The organism is Candidatus Marimicrobium litorale, assembly GCF_026262645.1.
GTDB classification, from domain to species: domain Bacteria; phylum Pseudomonadota; class Gammaproteobacteria; order Pseudomonadales; family Halieaceae; genus Marimicrobium; species Marimicrobium litorale.
On record NZ_SHNO01000001.1, the window covers coordinates 2,488,629 to 2,504,162 of the forward strand.

Consider the following 15,534-nt stretch of genomic DNA (forward strand, 5'->3'; position numbering starts at 1 on the left):
AATCTGCCGCAAACGCCATGCCAGCTCCGCGCGAAGTCGGAGCATCGAGAATATGCACAAGAAGGAGTAGCGCATCTGACTGGTCAGAGGCGGGTGGTGTGGGAGAAACCAGAGCGTCCTATCACCTCGGACCCGGATGGGCGCCAAGGCAACAGGGCGTCTTTCTACTGACTGCCTTCTACCATGTAGTCGACAGCGGCGATCACTTCCTCGTCGCTGCAGTTCATGCAGCCGCCCTTGGCGATCATGCCCGTACCGGCTACACCGTTCACACCGGCGTCGTGGAGCACCGCCATGCCCTTGGCGATGCGATCGCTCCAGCCCGCAACATCACCATAAACCGGCGCGCCAGCCGCGCCAGTAGTATGGCAGGCCATGCACGCGGCGTTGTATACCTCCTCACCCGAGCGGGCGACCCCGATCGTCGCCGCGGGTATAGCAGCACAACTGCTATCGCCCTCGAGGCAAATCACCCCGACCGGTTTGATGCGCTCCTCAATCGCGGCACGCTGCCCCTCTGTGAGACTCACGGCGAGCGCTGACCCGGCGAGCAACAAGCCGAAGACACTGAATACGATTCGATTGATCACTTTCTGCTCCTTAACTGTCTGGCCGCGCATTATAGCCACTATTGCGGCTGCGGCAAAACCGAGGCCAGCACCCTTGCCTCAATGCCAAAAGCTAGACACACTGTCGTTCTCGCGCTGCGCGCCGCATACTGCCTGCACCGAACTGGCCACAGACCCCATTGGAGCCCTGCCCACATGAAAGTTTACGCGTATGACCCCGCCCCCAACCCGCAGCGGCTTGCCCTGTTTATGAAGATGAAAGGGCTTGAAGTCGAGACCGTGCCGGTCGATATGACCACAGGGGAGCATCTGGGTGATGCTTACAAGCAGGTTAACCCGGCGGGTACCGTGCCGGCCCTGGTACTGGACGATGGAACCGTGCTCACTGAGGTGGTGGGCATGTATACCTATCTCGAGGGTTTGCACCCGCAGCCGCCGCTCCTGGGCCAGACACCGCTGGAGCGCGCGCAGGTTATGAGCTGGTGTCATAAACTCTTCACCGGCCTGACCCAAGCTGTTGCCAGTGTGTTCCGCAACCGCAGCAAGGGGTTTGTAAACCGGGCACTGCCCGGCCCCCAGGACCTGCCGCAAATTCCTGATCTGGCAGAACGCGGCCGCCTGCAGATCAACTTCGCCCTGCCAATGCTGGATGAACATCTGGCTACCTCCCGCTGGCTTACCGGCGACAACTTCACCGCGGCGGATATCGATCTCTACGTCACCATCGGCTTTATGGGGTGGATAAAGGAGTCCATCCCGGAGAACTGTACCCACCTCAACGACTGGTTCCTGCGCGCGCAGGAAAAGCTCGCCTGACCCGAGCACAACCCGAAACGCATACTCGAACGAATATGATGTCCCGCCCTTGCTAGTTCTGGTTTATAAGGAACTGCCAAACTCAGGGGTAATGGCACATGGTCCTTTTTCACGATGGCAAGCGCGCACTGCGGCTCCGGCCGCTTTTCCTGTTTTGCAGCGCCTGCCTGTTGCTGGGCAGCTGCCAGCGGAGTCCGACCGAGACAGCGCTCGAGATATACATCAACCGATTGGCGATCGCCCTGTCGACGTCGATAGAGCGCAGCTCACTGACTCAAGCCCCCGCCCCGCCTCCCGACATCACCTTGACAACGCGCCCAAATCTCGCAGGCGCGGTCACTCTCGACCTTACGTCACTGCGCCACTGCGCGCTGAAAACCACCCTCATCAAACGTGGCAGTTCTCTCGGAAAAAAGGCGAAGGCCTCTCAACGCCTTCTGCTGCAACTGGAATTTCTGCACTTCGCGCCGGACTGTATCGCGCTACAGCGGCAGCAGGGCAACATCGCCACAGCAAACCAGCTGCACGACAAGTGGCTTTATGAAAAGAGCACTTTACCCGGACAAATCTTTCAAGCCACTTTATCCGGCCCGGCATTTCGCGCATTCTGGAATACTCACCCGAGACCCGGCGAGTACCCCGCCGTGGACGTGGCTCGCGCCCGGGCTGCCCTCCATCGTCTGACTGACATGGTGGTCCGCTGGCTGCAGGGTGATTACCGTCACGACAATCTTGCTCTGGAACTTGCGCTGGGGGAGATCGCCGGCGCCCGGGCAGGACACACGCTACAGCGGCTTGCTGCGCGCCACGACTGGCTGCACGCAGCGGAATCGTCGCTACACAACCCGGTCAATGACCGTTTGCCGTGTCGGCCGCCGATCCATACCACACGTACGATTCTGCTGGCAGATGCCACTGCCTATTTCAGGCAAGAGGTACTGCCACGCTCGGGCCGCACCGCTCAACAGCTAGCGACTCTCGTCGACGCGGTGGCTGTGCTCGAAGCGCTGCTCGAATCCGCACAAACGCCCGATTACCAGCGCTGGCGGCACCAGCGTCGCGAGCTGCTCGAGACAGTCGATCAGGCAGCGGTAAAGCACCTGGAGATTCTCACACGGGCACGACAGGCCTGCACGTGATCGGGGACAAAACCCGCGCCAAACTGTCGAGGCACCGCTGCGAATGCGCAAAACGGCGCGGCACATCAACTCGTGATACCACCGGGAGCACGGCGGGCGCGGGAGGGCACGTTTCCCCGGCGCCCGGGCGCGCCACTGGCAAGTGTGCAAAAAAGCGATGAACTGACCCCGCCCGCTTGGCGTATTCCTTAAGGCGCGCTACAGGGAGCAACACCATGACCTTCAAGCACTTTTTCATTGTTCTGGGATTAGCCGGCTTTGCGGCTATGGGATACGCCATCGAGGAACCCGCCTACGACACCACGCAGCAAATCGACAACGTCGAACTTAGAGACTATGCCGCCAGCATACAGGCCAGAACGACCATGGCCTCTGACGACTCGTCTTCCAGCAGTTTCCGCCGCCTCGCTAATTATATCTTCGGCGGCAACACGCAAGAACAGTCCATTGCCATGACGGCGCCGGTGGAAACCCACACGACCGCCGACGGCTACATGGCCTTCACTCTGCCTTCACAGTACGCGATGGCTCAGTTGCCCTCCCCGAATGACCAGAGCGTGAGCCTGCACGCGGTGCCCGCGCGACGCCTAGCGGTCATCGAGTTCGGCGGCTGGGCCACCAAAGGGAGGGTGGAAGAAAAATCACGCGAGCTGCTGGCGGTGCTTGAAGCGAACAATATTCAGCCCGTGGGAGAACCCTTCCTCAATCAGTACAACCCGCCCTGGACGCTACCCTGGAACAGACGCAATGAAGTCGCCGTTCCCGTCGGTCTGTGAACACGCCTGTCTGCCGCGGCTGCCGTCTCGGCATTGCGCTGCAACCGGATAAGAATCTATCGACCGCTATGATCAAACTGCGTCCGCATCGGAGGCCTGTCAGCGCTTGTGCTCCGGGCTATGAAAGTCGGTTTTGCAGCCCGCTGACCATTTTTCAGGCTGGTTACCGTGCGCGGGAATCCCTCCGGCGTCTTTCAACATTCGCGCAAGATGCAGACAGTTCCAGACCAGGAAGGTCGTGTTGCGATTTGTAAAATCGTTCTGCGGCCCGCCTGAGCCGGGATCCATGTAGGAAGGTCCCGGGCCCGCCTCTCCCATCCAGCCCGCGTCCGCCTGCGGCGGCACGGTGTAGCCGATGTGGGACAAAGAAAACAGGATGCTCATCGCACAATGCTTGACACCATCTTCGTTGCCCGTGATCAGGGTTGCGCCTACTTTGCCGTAGTCTCTGTACTGACCTTTATCATTGAACGAATGGGTGTAACCGTACATCCGCTCAAGGACGCGGTTGCACACAGAGCTTTTCTCTCCGAGCCATACGGACGTGCCGATGATCAAGATATCGCAGGCATCAATTTTGGCCTGGATGTTCGGCCAGTCGTCTCGTTCGTAGCCGTCTTCTCCTGCGTAGTCCTGCTCCAGGCCTGCCGGTATCTCGTAATCTACCGGCCTCAATATTTCACTGGCGACGCCGTTGGCCTTGAAAACCTCGTCGGCCCTATGCAGCAGTCCTTCGGTGTGGGACATCTTGGGAGAGCGTGTAAGTGTGCAGTTAAGCATCAGCACTGTTAGATCGTCATAACGCGCCGGTGGGTTGGTGCACTGTGTCTCAGTGATACTCTTGAACTGTTCGGTCATGCTTTGCCTCCACATCACTCAGTTGACTCGCTCACACGATGACTCGTGGCGTCTGCTGTCGCATCCGCTGTATGCCCGACTCACAGCGTGCCCGGCAATCACCACCAGACTTGCTCTCGTGAAAACCACAAGCACGGGGCTTTCTGGCTGCGACCCGCTCTACTGGCTGGCCTCAAATACATACGCTGCCAATGCATCGATTTCAACGGGGCTAAGTTGCCCTCCATAGGCGGGCATCGCGCCCACTCCCTGGGTGATAGCATTGCGCAGCTGCGCGAGTCCTGGCTTGAGGGTATCAAGATTGGGACCGACCGCGCCGCGAGCATCGGAGGCTGCAAGGCTGTGACAGACACCACATCCGGGTTGCGCTTGATTGTCAAAGATCGCCTTTCCCGCCAGGGCCTGATCTGACAGCACCAGCACAGGGGGCGTCTGGACCGGGGTGGCGGGTACCACGGACGCGCGCTCCGCGGTTGCAATCAACTCACGCTCCGGTAGCGTCTTCACTGCGGTAATCGTTAAACCATGATCGCCCCAGCCGTTATGCCCATAACCCCGCTGGTTGTCTTGAGTTTGCTCTGGCTGCTGCGCACCCTCGGTATCGGTTGCCCTGCTCACAAACCGGTGTATACCGGTATCGAGTGTTGTTTGCAGGCTGAAAGTACGCCAGGCATTGGGTCCCAGATCGGGGCCTACCAATTTCGCAACCTGCCAGCTGTCGCCCGCATCACTAGACACTTCCACCGCACTGATACCGCGCTCTCCCGAAAAGGCAACACCATAGAGCGTCGCGCTACCGGCCAGAACAGGTTGGTCATCGGCCCCGGGGCCATTCAGCCAGGACTTAACCGGCATCCGCCACATCGAGGGATGTTGTGGGCCGCCTGTCACGCCCTGTGCCCTGAGGCGGTAACCCGACTGCTGAATTTTTGCAGTCGATTGCTGCCCAGTTGCACCGAGTTGTCTGACCCATTTGACATTGTTAACGCCGAAGTAACCCGGAACAATAAGACGCAGCGGCCCTCCATGGACAGCGGGCAAGGGCGCCCCGTTCATTTCCCAAACCAACAGGCAGTCCCGCAGCCCCTTTTCGATAGGCACCGATCGCTCGACTACCACAGCATCTCTGGCAATACCCTCCGGCAATTGTTCGCCGCCCGTTGCAGTCAGGAACGCTGGAGCATCCACAACGCCACCAAAACGTTCGAAAATATCCGCAACCCTGACACCCGTCCACAGCGCGCATCCCGCCCCACCCACACCCCACTGGGAGCCAGAGGGGTGATGGGGGAAAAACGCCCGCCCGTTACCGGAGCACTGCACCACGTTGGCAATGGTTTGCACGTTCATTCCCTTGAGGTCCGCCAAGGTCAGGCTACCCGCTTCCGCACAACCCGAGACCTGAAAGGACCAATGGTCTCCCTCATCGGTGACCGAGGGCGGAGGCATCGGCAGGTTGTTGCGCACAAAAAAGTGGGAGACCGGGGTGATCGGTCCGAAGCCAAACTGACCGCGGCGCGTCTCGAGTGCCCAGGGGAGGTCGTTGTGTTCGATAAACGTGGCCGTCTGCTTGCCAACCGGCATCGCACGCCGGCTAAGGCCTATCGCTGCCGGATGGCCGGCGAGCAAAACCGCCGCACCGAGGCTCTTCATAACAAACCGACGTGACCAGTGCTGCACAGATCTAACTCCTTACAGGGAAAGCCTGAATGCTAGTATACGGCGTTGGCTAGCACATGAAAGGCGACGGGCATCAAGGCACTTGATAGTCGGCGCGCTGCGCAGCAAACCGGCTGACGTCCCAGAACCCTCGCAGCGACTATCCGGATTTTTTGTGTGCCTCGAATGACGCAGCCACGCAAGCGCTGCGACAAAGTGCCGCCTCAACTATCTGCCAGACCGGGAATCTCGCAGAAAATATCCGCCTCCACTCTGATGCTGACCGCGCTGTTGGCATGGGCTCCGGCACACCAGGACGGCATGACCATCGAGTAGAGCCCGCTGCCGCCGGCTTGCAGGATCAGGATTTGATCAGGGCTTCTGAAGGCCATGCGGCGTTGCGGATTGTCACCGGCAAATGCCCCCATCAGGCGCTTGACCATCTCACCCTCAAGAAAGCAACGCTCATAGAGTTCACTGGCAATATCCTGCCGGCTCAGCCCGGCCTTGCCGAGCACCGCGCTGTGCTCAGGGTTTAAAACGACGACCGCAGCGCCGCCGGTGAGAATCGCATTATTGCTGGGCGCATTCGCCAACCCCATGGCCAACAGGTCCAACAGCACCTTGTAAGCATGCGGATCATCACCGTCGCCGGCAAAAATCACCGAATGCGGCGCCTCCGCGCCAACCACGGTCACAACGCTGTCCTGCGTATCGAAACCGAGGTCCGAGTGCAGTGGTGGGAAGGGGCTGTTCTCCTCGTCCTCGGCCAAACAGTAGGTGAATTTACCCGGGTGCCCCAGCAGCGCCATATCAGAGCTGCCCGGGCGAGCCTTGCCGATATTGATCATGGTCAGACGCAGGGCGCGACCGATAGAGGCGTTGGCGCGATGACCGGGGCCCAGTGCCCCGGTGCCGGAGGCGATCGGCCCGCAGCTATTGCGGGCGGGTCCGTTCACAATCATAAGGGGAGCCGTGCAGTGTGTGGTCGCCTGCATTTCGGTCAAGTCAAAGCGCGGGTCGATAACCGCTTTTACCGCCGCCACCACCACCGGCATATAGTCGGGCAAACAGCCGGCCATCACCGCAGCGACGCCGACTTGCTCGATCGTAGCAATACCATGCCCGGGACCCATCGTACCCAGCACCATGTCGCCATCCAGTCCCGACGCCAGCACCATGCGATCAACACGTTCGCGGACAGGTATGACCACCGGCAGCCCGTCTGTACAACCGCGCTTGTGAAGATCTTCAAGCGCCTGCGCCTCATCCACAGCCGAGAGCAGTTCAGTCATCAGCACCCTCCAATGCATTAATTACCAAGGGTGCAATCGATTCGGCGACCTCGCGGATATTCACCGCGCCAGTGCCGGCAACAGGATGGGGAAGCTTGATTCGGGGAACATTCGGCATGCCCAGTGAGCTGGCGACAAAGTCTCCCTGAGACCAGAATTCTTCCGTCACTAGAGCCACCGCCGGGATGCCTCGGTTTGCAAAATTGATGCCGTCACGCACGGTGCCGGTGGTGCAGGATCCTCAGTGACCGTAGGCGGCAACCACTCCCACGCACTCGCCCCCGATTTCTCCCAGTAATTGTTCGTTGGCAGGCACCGTTGCATTGCCCTTGTTGAACGCATGCACCTCAATGCCGGGTCGAAGCTTGCACAGTGCAGCACCGAGTTCATCGAGGAACTCTACCGAATCGGGGAATCCATTGGCGAGCAACCCAATAGGGGTCGTCTCTCCCTCGTCCATTACCAAAGACAGCTCGTAGGGCGTTTCCTCCACGCCTACGCTTGCGTCCGGATTGAGGTACTCGATCATCGCAACTCCTCTATGTCACCGGGATGCGCCCTGCAATGGCACACCCTGCACGGCGACCCACGCATCCGCATCATGGCCACCAGACTCTGCGCAGAGCGGGACAGGTATTGTCCTTTCACACGAGTATATTACACCCGCACTGAATGGGGTATACGCATAACGCCCTTTCACCATGCCATTTGGCACAGGCCTAAAACAAGGTCAAACTGGCAGTAGGTCACCACCGTGCACAGACAACGGGAAACGAGATGATTAATACGAACCAAAGATTACACACCACCTATTATCCTTCGTTGTGGTGGCTATCGATTGCAGCTGTGCTCGCGGTGCACCTGACCTCCTGGCCTGCCAGCGCAGACAGCGATGCAGCACATTGCGGCTTTTCAGCGAGTCGCGACCACCTGCCTGAACGCACCTCGCCCTGCAGCTTTTCTCAGCGGCAGGGCTATATTGGCATCTACTTTGCGGGTGGTCAGAAATTCAACTTCACGCCCGTTGGCGATGCTCCAGGCAACTACCTCGATGAGGAGGGTCGCCCGGTTTATCGTCAAAAAGGCTTGGGCCAGGACGGGCAATTATTCAAACTACCGTCTATGACAAACCGTCTGCCATTCCTCTACGTGATGTGGGCATCAACAGCATTTGCCTGCGACGCAGCGGCCCTGACAACGCCGGGTCGATGCACGCTCGCTTTGCAGGCGCCCATTTCTTTCACAATGTCCGCCACCCACGGAGGATCGCTCAACGAACTCACAATTACTCCGAGGGGACTGCCTTTTACGGCAGACACCATAAATACATCGCTGGATGGTGCAGTTACCGCGGCCGAGATTGCTGATCTGGACGCAAACGGTTGGCCGGAGATCTATGTGTTTGTCAGTAGCGCTGGAAGCGGCAGCTACGGCTCGCTGGTCGCCTACGCAGTGAACGGGGGGAAGTCACTGACACCGGTTTACCTGCCGGCGCTGGACGAAACGCCCGGTGCCGCTGACGGTTATGGCGGACATGACGAATTTGCCATTGTCGAGAACCGTTTGGCGCGGCGCTTTCCTGTTTACACCGAGCAAGACACGAACTCCGCGCCCTCGGGCGGCACGCGGCAGATCGGCTATCGACTGGAAGCGGGCGAGGCGGGCTGGATACTCGTCCCGGACACCGTGGCGGATTACTGAAACGCACGATCTAGCCCGCCTCGTCTAAAGCCCCGAGGTCCTCTCTCGAGACACGCACGCCTGAAACGCCATCCCTAATAAGCAGCGCGCCCCGACAAAACACCGATTCTGCTATCTATTTTTAGCCTTCAGGAGGTATCTGCGGATGCCGGTGCAAGGGTGCAATCACGCAGAGACCTGGCCAATGCTGGTTTTTATACAATCGCAATAATAGTGCCTCCCTATTGACGCCATACAGACATTTAAATGGCGTAAACTGACGCTGGCCGCTATCCTCTCCACTCTATGAGTTTATAGTATTACAGGGCCCCTCGCCCTTGCCTTGTTACAAGACCAACGAAGGAGTAATGGAATGAAACACACGCGACTAAGTTTGTCTGCGGCCATAGCGGGGACGATGACGCTGTTCGCATTATCCGCCACTGCAAACACCGCCAAACCGGCCGGGGCCGCTGACGTCGGCACCATCGATCTGGAGCAGCCGCGCAGCAACCAGTTCTGGTGGCCTGACCAGCTCGACCTCGCACCGCTGCGCGATCACGACAGTCGCTCCAACCCGCTGGGCGACAACTTCAGCTATGCCGCGGCCTTTAACACACTGGATCTCGACGCCGTAAAGGCCGATATCGATGCGGTGCTGACCGACTCGCAGGACTGGTGGCCAGCGGACTGGGGCAACTACGGCCCGTTCTTCATACGCATGTCATGGCACAGTGCAGGCACCTATCGCACCCTGGATGGTCGTGGTGGCGGCGATGGCGGCCAAATGCGATTTGATCCTCTCAACAGCTGGCCAGACAACGGTAATCTGGACAAAGCAAGGCGACTGCTGTGGCCGGTTAAGCAAAAGTACGGTGAAAGCTTGTCGTGGGGGGACCTCATGATTCTTGCGGGAAACGTCGCGCTGGAAAATATGGGCTTTGAAACCTATGGCTTTGCCGGTGGCCGCACCGACGAATGGGAGCCGGATATTGTCTACTGGGGGCCCGAGGTGAAAATGCTGGCGAGCGACCGTCGTGACAACGATGGCAAACTGCAACGTCCGCTTGGAGCGACGCACATGGGCCTGATCTATGTCAATCCGGAGGGCCCCATGGGTAAACCGGATCCTGCAGGTTCTGCAGCCAATATTCGCCTGACCTTCGGGCGCATGGCGATGAATGACGAGGAAACTTTGGCACTGATCGCAGGCGGACACACGTTCGGAAAGATGCACGGCGCGCGGAAGCCCGCGGACTGTGTCGGCCCGGAGCCCGCCGCCGCCCCCACTGAGCAGCAAGGGCTTGGTTGGAAGAATCGCTGCGGCAAAGGCAACGCAGAAGATACCACCACCAGTGGTCTCGAGGGCGCCTGGACCCAGGCTCCCACCCAGTGGACCAGCCTGTACCTGCAAAACCTGCTAAACCTTGAGTGGCAACAATCACGCAGCCCGGCGGGAGCCATCATCTGGATTCCCAAGGATGAAGCCCTGCACACCGCGGTGCCGGATGCACACGTGAAAGGAAAATCGAATCCGCCCGTAATGACAACGGCGGATATCGCATTAAAAGTAGACCCCCAGTACAGGGCGATCGCCGAGCGCTTTCTCGCCGACCCGGCGGAATACCAACGCGCATTCGCCAAAGCCTGGTACAAGCTTACCCATAGAGACATGGGCCCTCGTGCCCGTTATCTTGGTGATCAATTCCCAGAAGAAGAATTGATCTGGCAAGACCCGATTCCCGCGGTTGAAGGCGACCCGATCACTGATCGGGATATAAAGAAATTGAAGAAGGCAATTGCCAAAACCGACCTCAGCGCACAAGAGCTTGTGCGAACGGCCTGGGCGTCGGCCGCCAGCTTTCGAGCTGGCGATATGCGCGGCGGTGCCAATGGTGCACGCATCGCGCTGGCGCCTCAAAAGGACTGGGCGGTGAATAACCCCGCGGAGCTGGCAGAGGTCCTCGAGACCCTGCGAGGAGTGCAGGAGACATTCAATGACGGCAGTCGCAGAAAGGTATCCCTCGCCGATTTGATTGTGCTGGGTGGCGCTGTCGGGCTTGAGCAGGCCGCCGATGCAGCGGACATTGAGATCGACGTGCCGTTCGTACCCGGCCGTGCTGATGCCACACAGGAACAGACGGATCTGCAGTCCTTCGCGCTGCTGGAGCCGACCGCAGATGCCTTCCGCAACTACTACGATGTGTCGCGCAGCTACCGTCCGCCGACTGAAATGCTCATCGATAAGGCCGATCAACTGTCCCTGACCGTTCCGGAAATGACAGTACTGGTCGGCGGCATGCGCGCGATGGACGTCAATTCGGTCGATTCAAGCACAGGCATACTGACGGATAACCCAGGCGCATTGACGAATGATTTTTTCGTTAATTTACTGGATATGTCCACAACGTGGCAGAAGTCGGCCACCGATGGGCTGTACGAAGGGGTAGATCGCGAAAGCGGTGAGGTAACGTACACCGCAACTCCGGTAGACCTTATCTTTGGATCCAACGCAGAATTGAGGGCAGTGGCAGAGGCCTATGCCTTTGATGACGCGCAACAGCGTATGGCCGATGATTTTGTCGCTGCGTGGGTCAAGGTAATGCAACTGGATCGCTTCGACCTGCATCGCGACCTGTAGGCTTCACGTATTGCGCCAGCAAAGGCGCGCCTCACGCATTGGCCTCGATGAAGATCGAGGCCAATGTCGTTATAGGGCGGGAAATCGCCTTCGCAGTGACATCTTCGCTCAGTTCATATCACACGGGATACACATTCACTGCAAATGCGCTTTGCTGTGCAAGGCCTGTGACTTTATCAAAGTCGACATCTCGCGGGATGAGTTGCTGTACGTTACTGCCCTTCTCCCTGGTCGGGCGCGGATCGGCAGGGTCGCCCCAGCCGTGAGCCAAACCGATGGTACCCCGCGCAACTTTATCACTGCACTCCACCACCGCTTCAATTTTTCCGTGACCGCTCTCGATAGTCACCAGATCCTCGTCACTGAGAGATAATCGGGCCATGTCTTCCCGGCTCATAAGCGCCGGATTATACTGGCGCTTGCGGCGCAGGCTGGGCAGGTTGTTTCCGGTGGTGCAATACACCTCGGGCATGCGGTAGGTAATCAGGCGAAAATCAAAATTCTGTCCCTCCCGGTAGGCGCCGCCGATGAGCACGGGTTCGGCGTAGACCTCGGAAAGTTCCGCAATGACCTCCGGGTGACCGGCGGCCAGCCGCCTGTCTGCATGGCCGATCATATCGGGAATCACACCACCCACCTCCGGAATACCGGCGTCGTATACCCTGCCGCTCGCGGGCGCGTCTTTGAGTTCCTGCAGTGAAATACGGGCGGACGGCGTCAGGGCGCGGATAACCTCGTCCGCTGTTGGCGCATCGTCGGCGTCTATACCCGGCAAGCTGAAACCGCTGCCCATACGCTGGGCCACACGCCAAAAAAATTCCCACTCTTCGATCACATCGTCCTGTGGCTCCACCATCTTTTCAGAGTACTGGTTGAAAGAGAACGGATAGTAATTGTCAGATAGCATCGGGATATCCACTCTTTCGAAGGGGTGCGTCACTGCCATCACGTAGTCCGAATGCCTGGCCGTAGCCGACATAAAGAGATCATTCACCACCAGCAAATCCAGTTCCTCCAGCGCTTTAAGGGTGTGGTCTGTGTCGCTGAACACCAGCGCGGGATTACCACCATTAACAATAAGCGCCTTCACTTGCCCTTTGCCGGGTGTCAGAATCTCATCGGCCAGTGTGTTAGTAGGCATTTCCTGATAACCAAACAGGCCCGTAATCCCCTGGATATCGCGCACGCGCGAACGCTGCTCTGTACGCATCGATACGGGCAATGGCGAGTTGCCCTCCGAAGGCAGTTTGGGGCCGAGCGTGCCCGCGATACGTGCCATGCCACCGCGACGATCGAAGCGGCCGCACAGGGCGTTGAGTGTCTGAACCAGTTGCGTAGTCAGATTCTGGTGGCGCGCCATGTGCAGACCAGTACCCGAGGCAGCGGCGCCACTCTTGGCGGTCGCAAAGATGCGCGCAGCCTCCACGATATCCGACGCAGCGCAGGTCGTGCGGTGCTCCGTGTACTGCAAAGTAAAAGGTTTCACCGCCTCGTACAACTCATCGAAACCACTGACATAGTGATTCACGTACTCAGCGTCATACCACTTGTTATCAATAATCTCACGAATGAGACAGGCCAGCAGGCTAGCATCCTCACCGGGCTTCACCTGTAAGTGCACATGGGCCCGCTCGGCAACATCGCACTTGCGTGGGTCGATAACCACCAGTTTCATACCCCGGTTCAGCGCTTTCTTTAACCGCGTAAAGGGGTTGGATTGGGGCATAGTCCAATGGTGCGACACCACCGGGTTGGTCGCTACAAACAGGGCACAGTCCGCATGCTCGATATCAAATACACCCAGTGGCAGAGGCCCTCCGAACAGGCGATCGTAGGCAATGATCAAGGACGGAGAATCAATGGTCAGGGAGGTGTAGAGGCGCGGGGAGCCGAAGGCTTCGAGCCATTTCGCGATATACCACGGGCCCCCGGCCGAGGTGCGATGACCGCCGCAACCCACATACACGGCTACCGATTCTGGGCCATGCTCGTCGATAATAGCGCGTAACTTATCGCCTATTTCCTCGATAGCTCTAGAAGAATCGATATCGACGAACTGCCCATCAACTTTTTTTTGCGACACACGCAATCGATCCGGGTGATTGATACGCTCGTGCTCGGCGCGGCCTTTGGGGCAGGTATAGCCTTCAGAAACAGGGTTATCGTGATCGCCGCGGACACCCACCACGCGGTTTTTTTCGACATCGACTTCCAGGCCACAAAACACGTGACAGAAGCGACAGAAGGTCTTTTTGGTTTCGATCATCTCGGCTTTCCCTTTTCTTTTCATCCCGCTACATATTTTTTCGAGTGCTAAAGATATTGTCGCCTAGGGTCGCTAGGGTAGATCCACTCATCGCCGATCACCTGCTCGACACGGAGTTCTGGCGGAATATTCTCTATGCCGATCATGCGATCCGCTGCCTGATTCCAGTGATAGATACGCGCCTCCTGATAGCTCAAGGGCACCCCCTCAAAGCCTCGTGATTCCATAGACGTCTGGATTTTTTCGCCGAACTGGGTGTCTTCCTTCAGAACGGCGGAGAGCTCAGTGCCATTATTCTCTGTCCAGAAATCCGGCTGCAAACCCTCTTTCCACTGGGGGGCCATAGTCCAGGTTTCCATCCGACATTTGTTGATACCGTTCGGCCAAAATAGTATCGGCGGAATCGCATACTGACTAAGGGGTGATACCCAGTTGGGAAACAGGCCGTAGGACTGGGTGCAGGTTCGCCCCAGCTCACCCACCGTGTCGATTTGGGCGATGTCCGGTGATACCGGCATCACGTCAAGCGCCACCTTCCCTTTGGGGGTTGGCGCTATCATGCGACCGTGGCCATGGCGGTACAGCGTATTTACATTGCGTCGATCATCGAGAATTGGCGACACCGTGTGCGGGTGAATGCTGCGTACATGATAAACCTCCGTGTTGGCTTCCATGGCAATCTTCCAGTTACAGTTGAGATCGAACACATGGCGAGCCGCAAGGCGGCAGTTTTCAAACTGAAATTCCTTCCATTCATCCGCAATCGGGCCAAGCCAGTCAAGCAGGCTGAGCGCCTGTGAATCAAAATTTACAAAGATAAGATTTCCAAAGCGTTCGCAGCGAATAGACTTGAGTCCCCGGGTCGAGACATCCAGATTGCCGAAATCCTCGGAATCACGCACGGCCAGCAGCTCTCCTTCACGGCTGTAGCACCAACCATGATAAGGACAAACAAATCGCCGCTTGCTGCCACTGCGCTCTGTCACCACGGGCGCGCCTCGATGTCGACAGGTGTTGTAGAAGGCGTTGATCGTTCCTTCGTCTCCGTGAATGAGAACCACCGGCTGTCCGGTGATGTCCCACAACCGAAAAGAACCCGGTTCCGGCAACTCGTCGATGTGCGCCGCGAGCAGCCAGCTCTTGCGCCAGACGTGTTCCTGCTCCAGCGCAAAAAATCGCAGGTCTACATATCGCCCGGCAGGTATATCGGGCAGGTCGGGAAAACCCTCCGGGGGCGCTTTACGCTCGGCCTCATACTCCATGAGGTCTTTCAGGGTCTGAACCTCTTTCGAGCTCATAGCCATTGATAACCCCTCCAAAGCTGTATTATCGAATTATTCTTACTGGCCGCGCCACAGTATAGTATAGCGAGTGCCGGGGGCTTGCCAGAGCAGACAAAAGGCGCGCGAAAGACCTAGACCTATACCATAAGCTCCAGTGTACTCAATGCCGAAGTTGCTCAAAGCACCGCGTACCCCCAGCCGGGCTTGCGAACAGTGGCACGGCGGGGGAAACAACCATAATGAAAAAAACTACGGTGCTACTGCTTACAGGCCTCGCCGTTGTATTGTGGTATTGGATTACGGCCGCTCAGGAGGATGAACGTGACGAACTGGAAGCCCACCTTGCAAAAAACACGGAAATCATGGAACGCTGCATTAATCTTGAGAAATCCATGAATGCCGCTGCGGGCATCAGCGCTGTTGGCGGCCTGGAGCAAGACAGTAAGGCGGCGTGTGCAGAAAAGCACGGCATGTATTATTCCGAGGGCCAGTGGCGCAAGATACATGTCGAATCGAACGAGCCCTAAAAAAACGCAGAAGCCCAACTGCGCA

Annotated in this window: 13 protein-coding genes; 6 read left to right on the forward strand and 7 right to left on the reverse strand. The window is 58.2% G+C overall.

From position 1 onward, the window contains the following. Positions 1 to 164: 164 nt before the first annotated feature. Positions 165 to 590, reverse strand: coding sequence for a c-type cytochrome (locus EYC82_RS11140; RefSeq protein ID WP_341475059.1), 426 nt, complete (start codon positions 588 to 590; stop codon positions 165 to 167). A 174-nt stretch (positions 591 to 764) separates the two neighbouring features. Between EYC82_RS11140 and EYC82_RS11145 the strand changes: the two genes are divergently transcribed. From EYC82_RS11145 to EYC82_RS11155, 3 genes are all read left to right on the forward strand, one after another. Further along, positions 765 to 1,385, forward strand: coding sequence for a glutathione S-transferase family protein (locus tag EYC82_RS11145; protein ID WP_279249607.1), 621 nt, complete (start codon positions 765 to 767; stop codon positions 1,383 to 1,385). A gap of 98 nt (positions 1,386 to 1,483) precedes the next feature. Next, positions 1,484 to 2,524, forward strand: coding sequence for a DUF3080 family protein (locus tag EYC82_RS11150; protein WP_279249608.1), 1,041 nt, complete (start codon positions 1,484 to 1,486; stop codon positions 2,522 to 2,524). A 215-nt stretch (positions 2,525 to 2,739) separates the two neighbouring features. Continuing rightward, complete coding sequence (locus tag EYC82_RS11155) at positions 2,740 to 3,300, forward strand: SOUL family heme-binding protein (RefSeq protein WP_279249609.1); 561 nt, start codon at positions 2,740 to 2,742, stop codon at positions 3,298 to 3,300. 99 nt (positions 3,301 to 3,399) lie between these two features. On the opposite strand, the gene EYC82_RS11160 is transcribed toward EYC82_RS11155, so the two are convergent. The 4 genes from EYC82_RS11160 to EYC82_RS18120 all read right to left on the reverse strand — a co-directional run bounded on the left by EYC82_RS11160 (position 3,400) and on the right by EYC82_RS18120 (position 7,641). Continuing rightward, entirely contained in the window at positions 3,400 to 4,158 is a 759-nt protein-coding gene (locus tag EYC82_RS11160; protein ID WP_279249610.1) for a flavodoxin family protein, read from the reverse strand. Between the two features lie 159 nt (positions 4,159 to 4,317). Then, positions 4,318 to 5,838 carry a molybdopterin-dependent oxidoreductase gene (locus tag EYC82_RS11165; protein WP_279249611.1) on the reverse strand — a complete coding sequence of 507 codons (1,521 nt, stop codon included), beginning with the start codon at positions 5,836 to 5,838 and terminating at the stop codon, positions 4,318 to 4,320. Between the two features lie 203 nt (positions 5,839 to 6,041). Then, positions 6,042 to 7,112 (reverse strand): hypothetical protein, encoded by a 1,071-nt coding sequence (locus tag EYC82_RS11170; protein WP_279249612.1) that lies wholly within the window; start codon positions 7,110 to 7,112, stop codon positions 6,042 to 6,044. After that, positions 7,105 to 7,641: a UGSC family (seleno)protein gene (locus tag EYC82_RS18120; protein WP_341475060.1), complete on the reverse strand. Its 537-nt coding sequence runs from the start codon at positions 7,639 to 7,641 to the stop codon at positions 7,105 to 7,107. The genes EYC82_RS11170 and EYC82_RS18120 overlap by 8 nt, the downstream gene beginning before the upstream one ends. A gap of 248 nt (positions 7,642 to 7,889) precedes the next feature. On the opposite strand from EYC82_RS18120, the gene EYC82_RS11185 reads away from it, so the two are divergent. Continuing rightward, the gene (locus EYC82_RS11185) at positions 7,890 to 8,813 is read left to right on the forward strand and encodes a hypothetical protein (protein ID WP_279249615.1); all 924 of its coding nucleotides are present in this window, start codon (positions 7,890 to 7,892) and stop codon (positions 8,811 to 8,813) included. 352 nt (positions 8,814 to 9,165) lie between these two features. Continuing rightward, positions 9,166 to 11,433: a catalase/peroxidase HPI gene (gene katG, locus EYC82_RS11190; protein WP_423243906.1), complete on the forward strand. Its 2,268-nt coding sequence runs from the start codon at positions 9,166 to 9,168 to the stop codon at positions 11,431 to 11,433. A gap of 118 nt (positions 11,434 to 11,551) precedes the next feature. Here the strand turns inward: katG and EYC82_RS11195 are convergent, their stop codons facing one another. Beyond that, positions 11,552 to 13,699 carry a molybdopterin-containing oxidoreductase family protein gene (locus tag EYC82_RS11195; protein WP_279249616.1) on the reverse strand — a complete coding sequence of 716 codons (2,148 nt, stop codon included), beginning with the start codon at positions 13,697 to 13,699 and terminating at the stop codon, positions 11,552 to 11,554. Positions 13,700 to 13,746: 47 nt separating this feature from the next. Beyond that, a complete protein-coding gene (locus EYC82_RS11200; RefSeq protein ID WP_279249617.1) occupies positions 13,747 to 15,003 on the reverse strand; it encodes an aromatic ring-hydroxylating oxygenase subunit alpha in 1,257 nt (418 codons plus the stop codon). 218 nt (positions 15,004 to 15,221) lie between these two features. Between EYC82_RS11200 and EYC82_RS11205 the strand changes: the two genes are divergently transcribed. After that, positions 15,222 to 15,509, forward strand: coding sequence for a hypothetical protein (locus EYC82_RS11205; protein WP_279249618.1), 288 nt, complete (start codon positions 15,222 to 15,224; stop codon positions 15,507 to 15,509). Positions 15,510 to 15,534 lie beyond the last annotated feature (25 nt).

Coding starts and splice junctions, on each gene's coding strand:
- EYC82_RS11195 (WP_279249616.1), bottom strand. CDS start 13,699: ATGATCGAAACCAAAAAGACCTTCTGTCGCTTCTGTCACGTGTTTTGT.
- EYC82_RS11205 (WP_279249618.1), top strand. CDS start 15,222: ATGAAAAAAACTACGGTGCTACTGCTTACAGGCCTCGCCGTTGTATTG.
- EYC82_RS11160 (WP_279249610.1), bottom strand. CDS start 4,158: ATGACCGAACAGTTCAAGAGTATCACTGAGACACAGTGCACCAACCCA.
- EYC82_RS11170 (WP_279249612.1), bottom strand. CDS start 7,112: ATGACTGAACTGCTCTCGGCTGTGGATGAGGCGCAGGCGCTTGAAGAT.
- EYC82_RS11145 (WP_279249607.1), top strand. CDS start 765: ATGAAAGTTTACGCGTATGACCCCGCCCCCAACCCGCAGCGGCTTGCC.
- EYC82_RS11155 (WP_279249609.1), top strand. CDS start 2,740: ATGACCTTCAAGCACTTTTTCATTGTTCTGGGATTAGCCGGCTTTGCG.
- EYC82_RS11200 (WP_279249617.1), bottom strand. CDS start 15,003: ATGGCTATGAGCTCGAAAGAGGTTCAGACCCTGAAAGACCTCATGGAG.
- EYC82_RS11150 (WP_279249608.1), top strand. CDS start 1,484: ATGGTCCTTTTTCACGATGGCAAGCGCGCACTGCGGCTCCGGCCGCTT.
- katG (WP_423243906.1), top strand. CDS start 9,166: ATGAAACACACGCGACTAAGTTTGTCTGCGGCCATAGCGGGGACGATG.
- EYC82_RS11185 (WP_279249615.1), top strand. CDS start 7,890: ATGATTAATACGAACCAAAGATTACACACCACCTATTATCCTTCGTTG.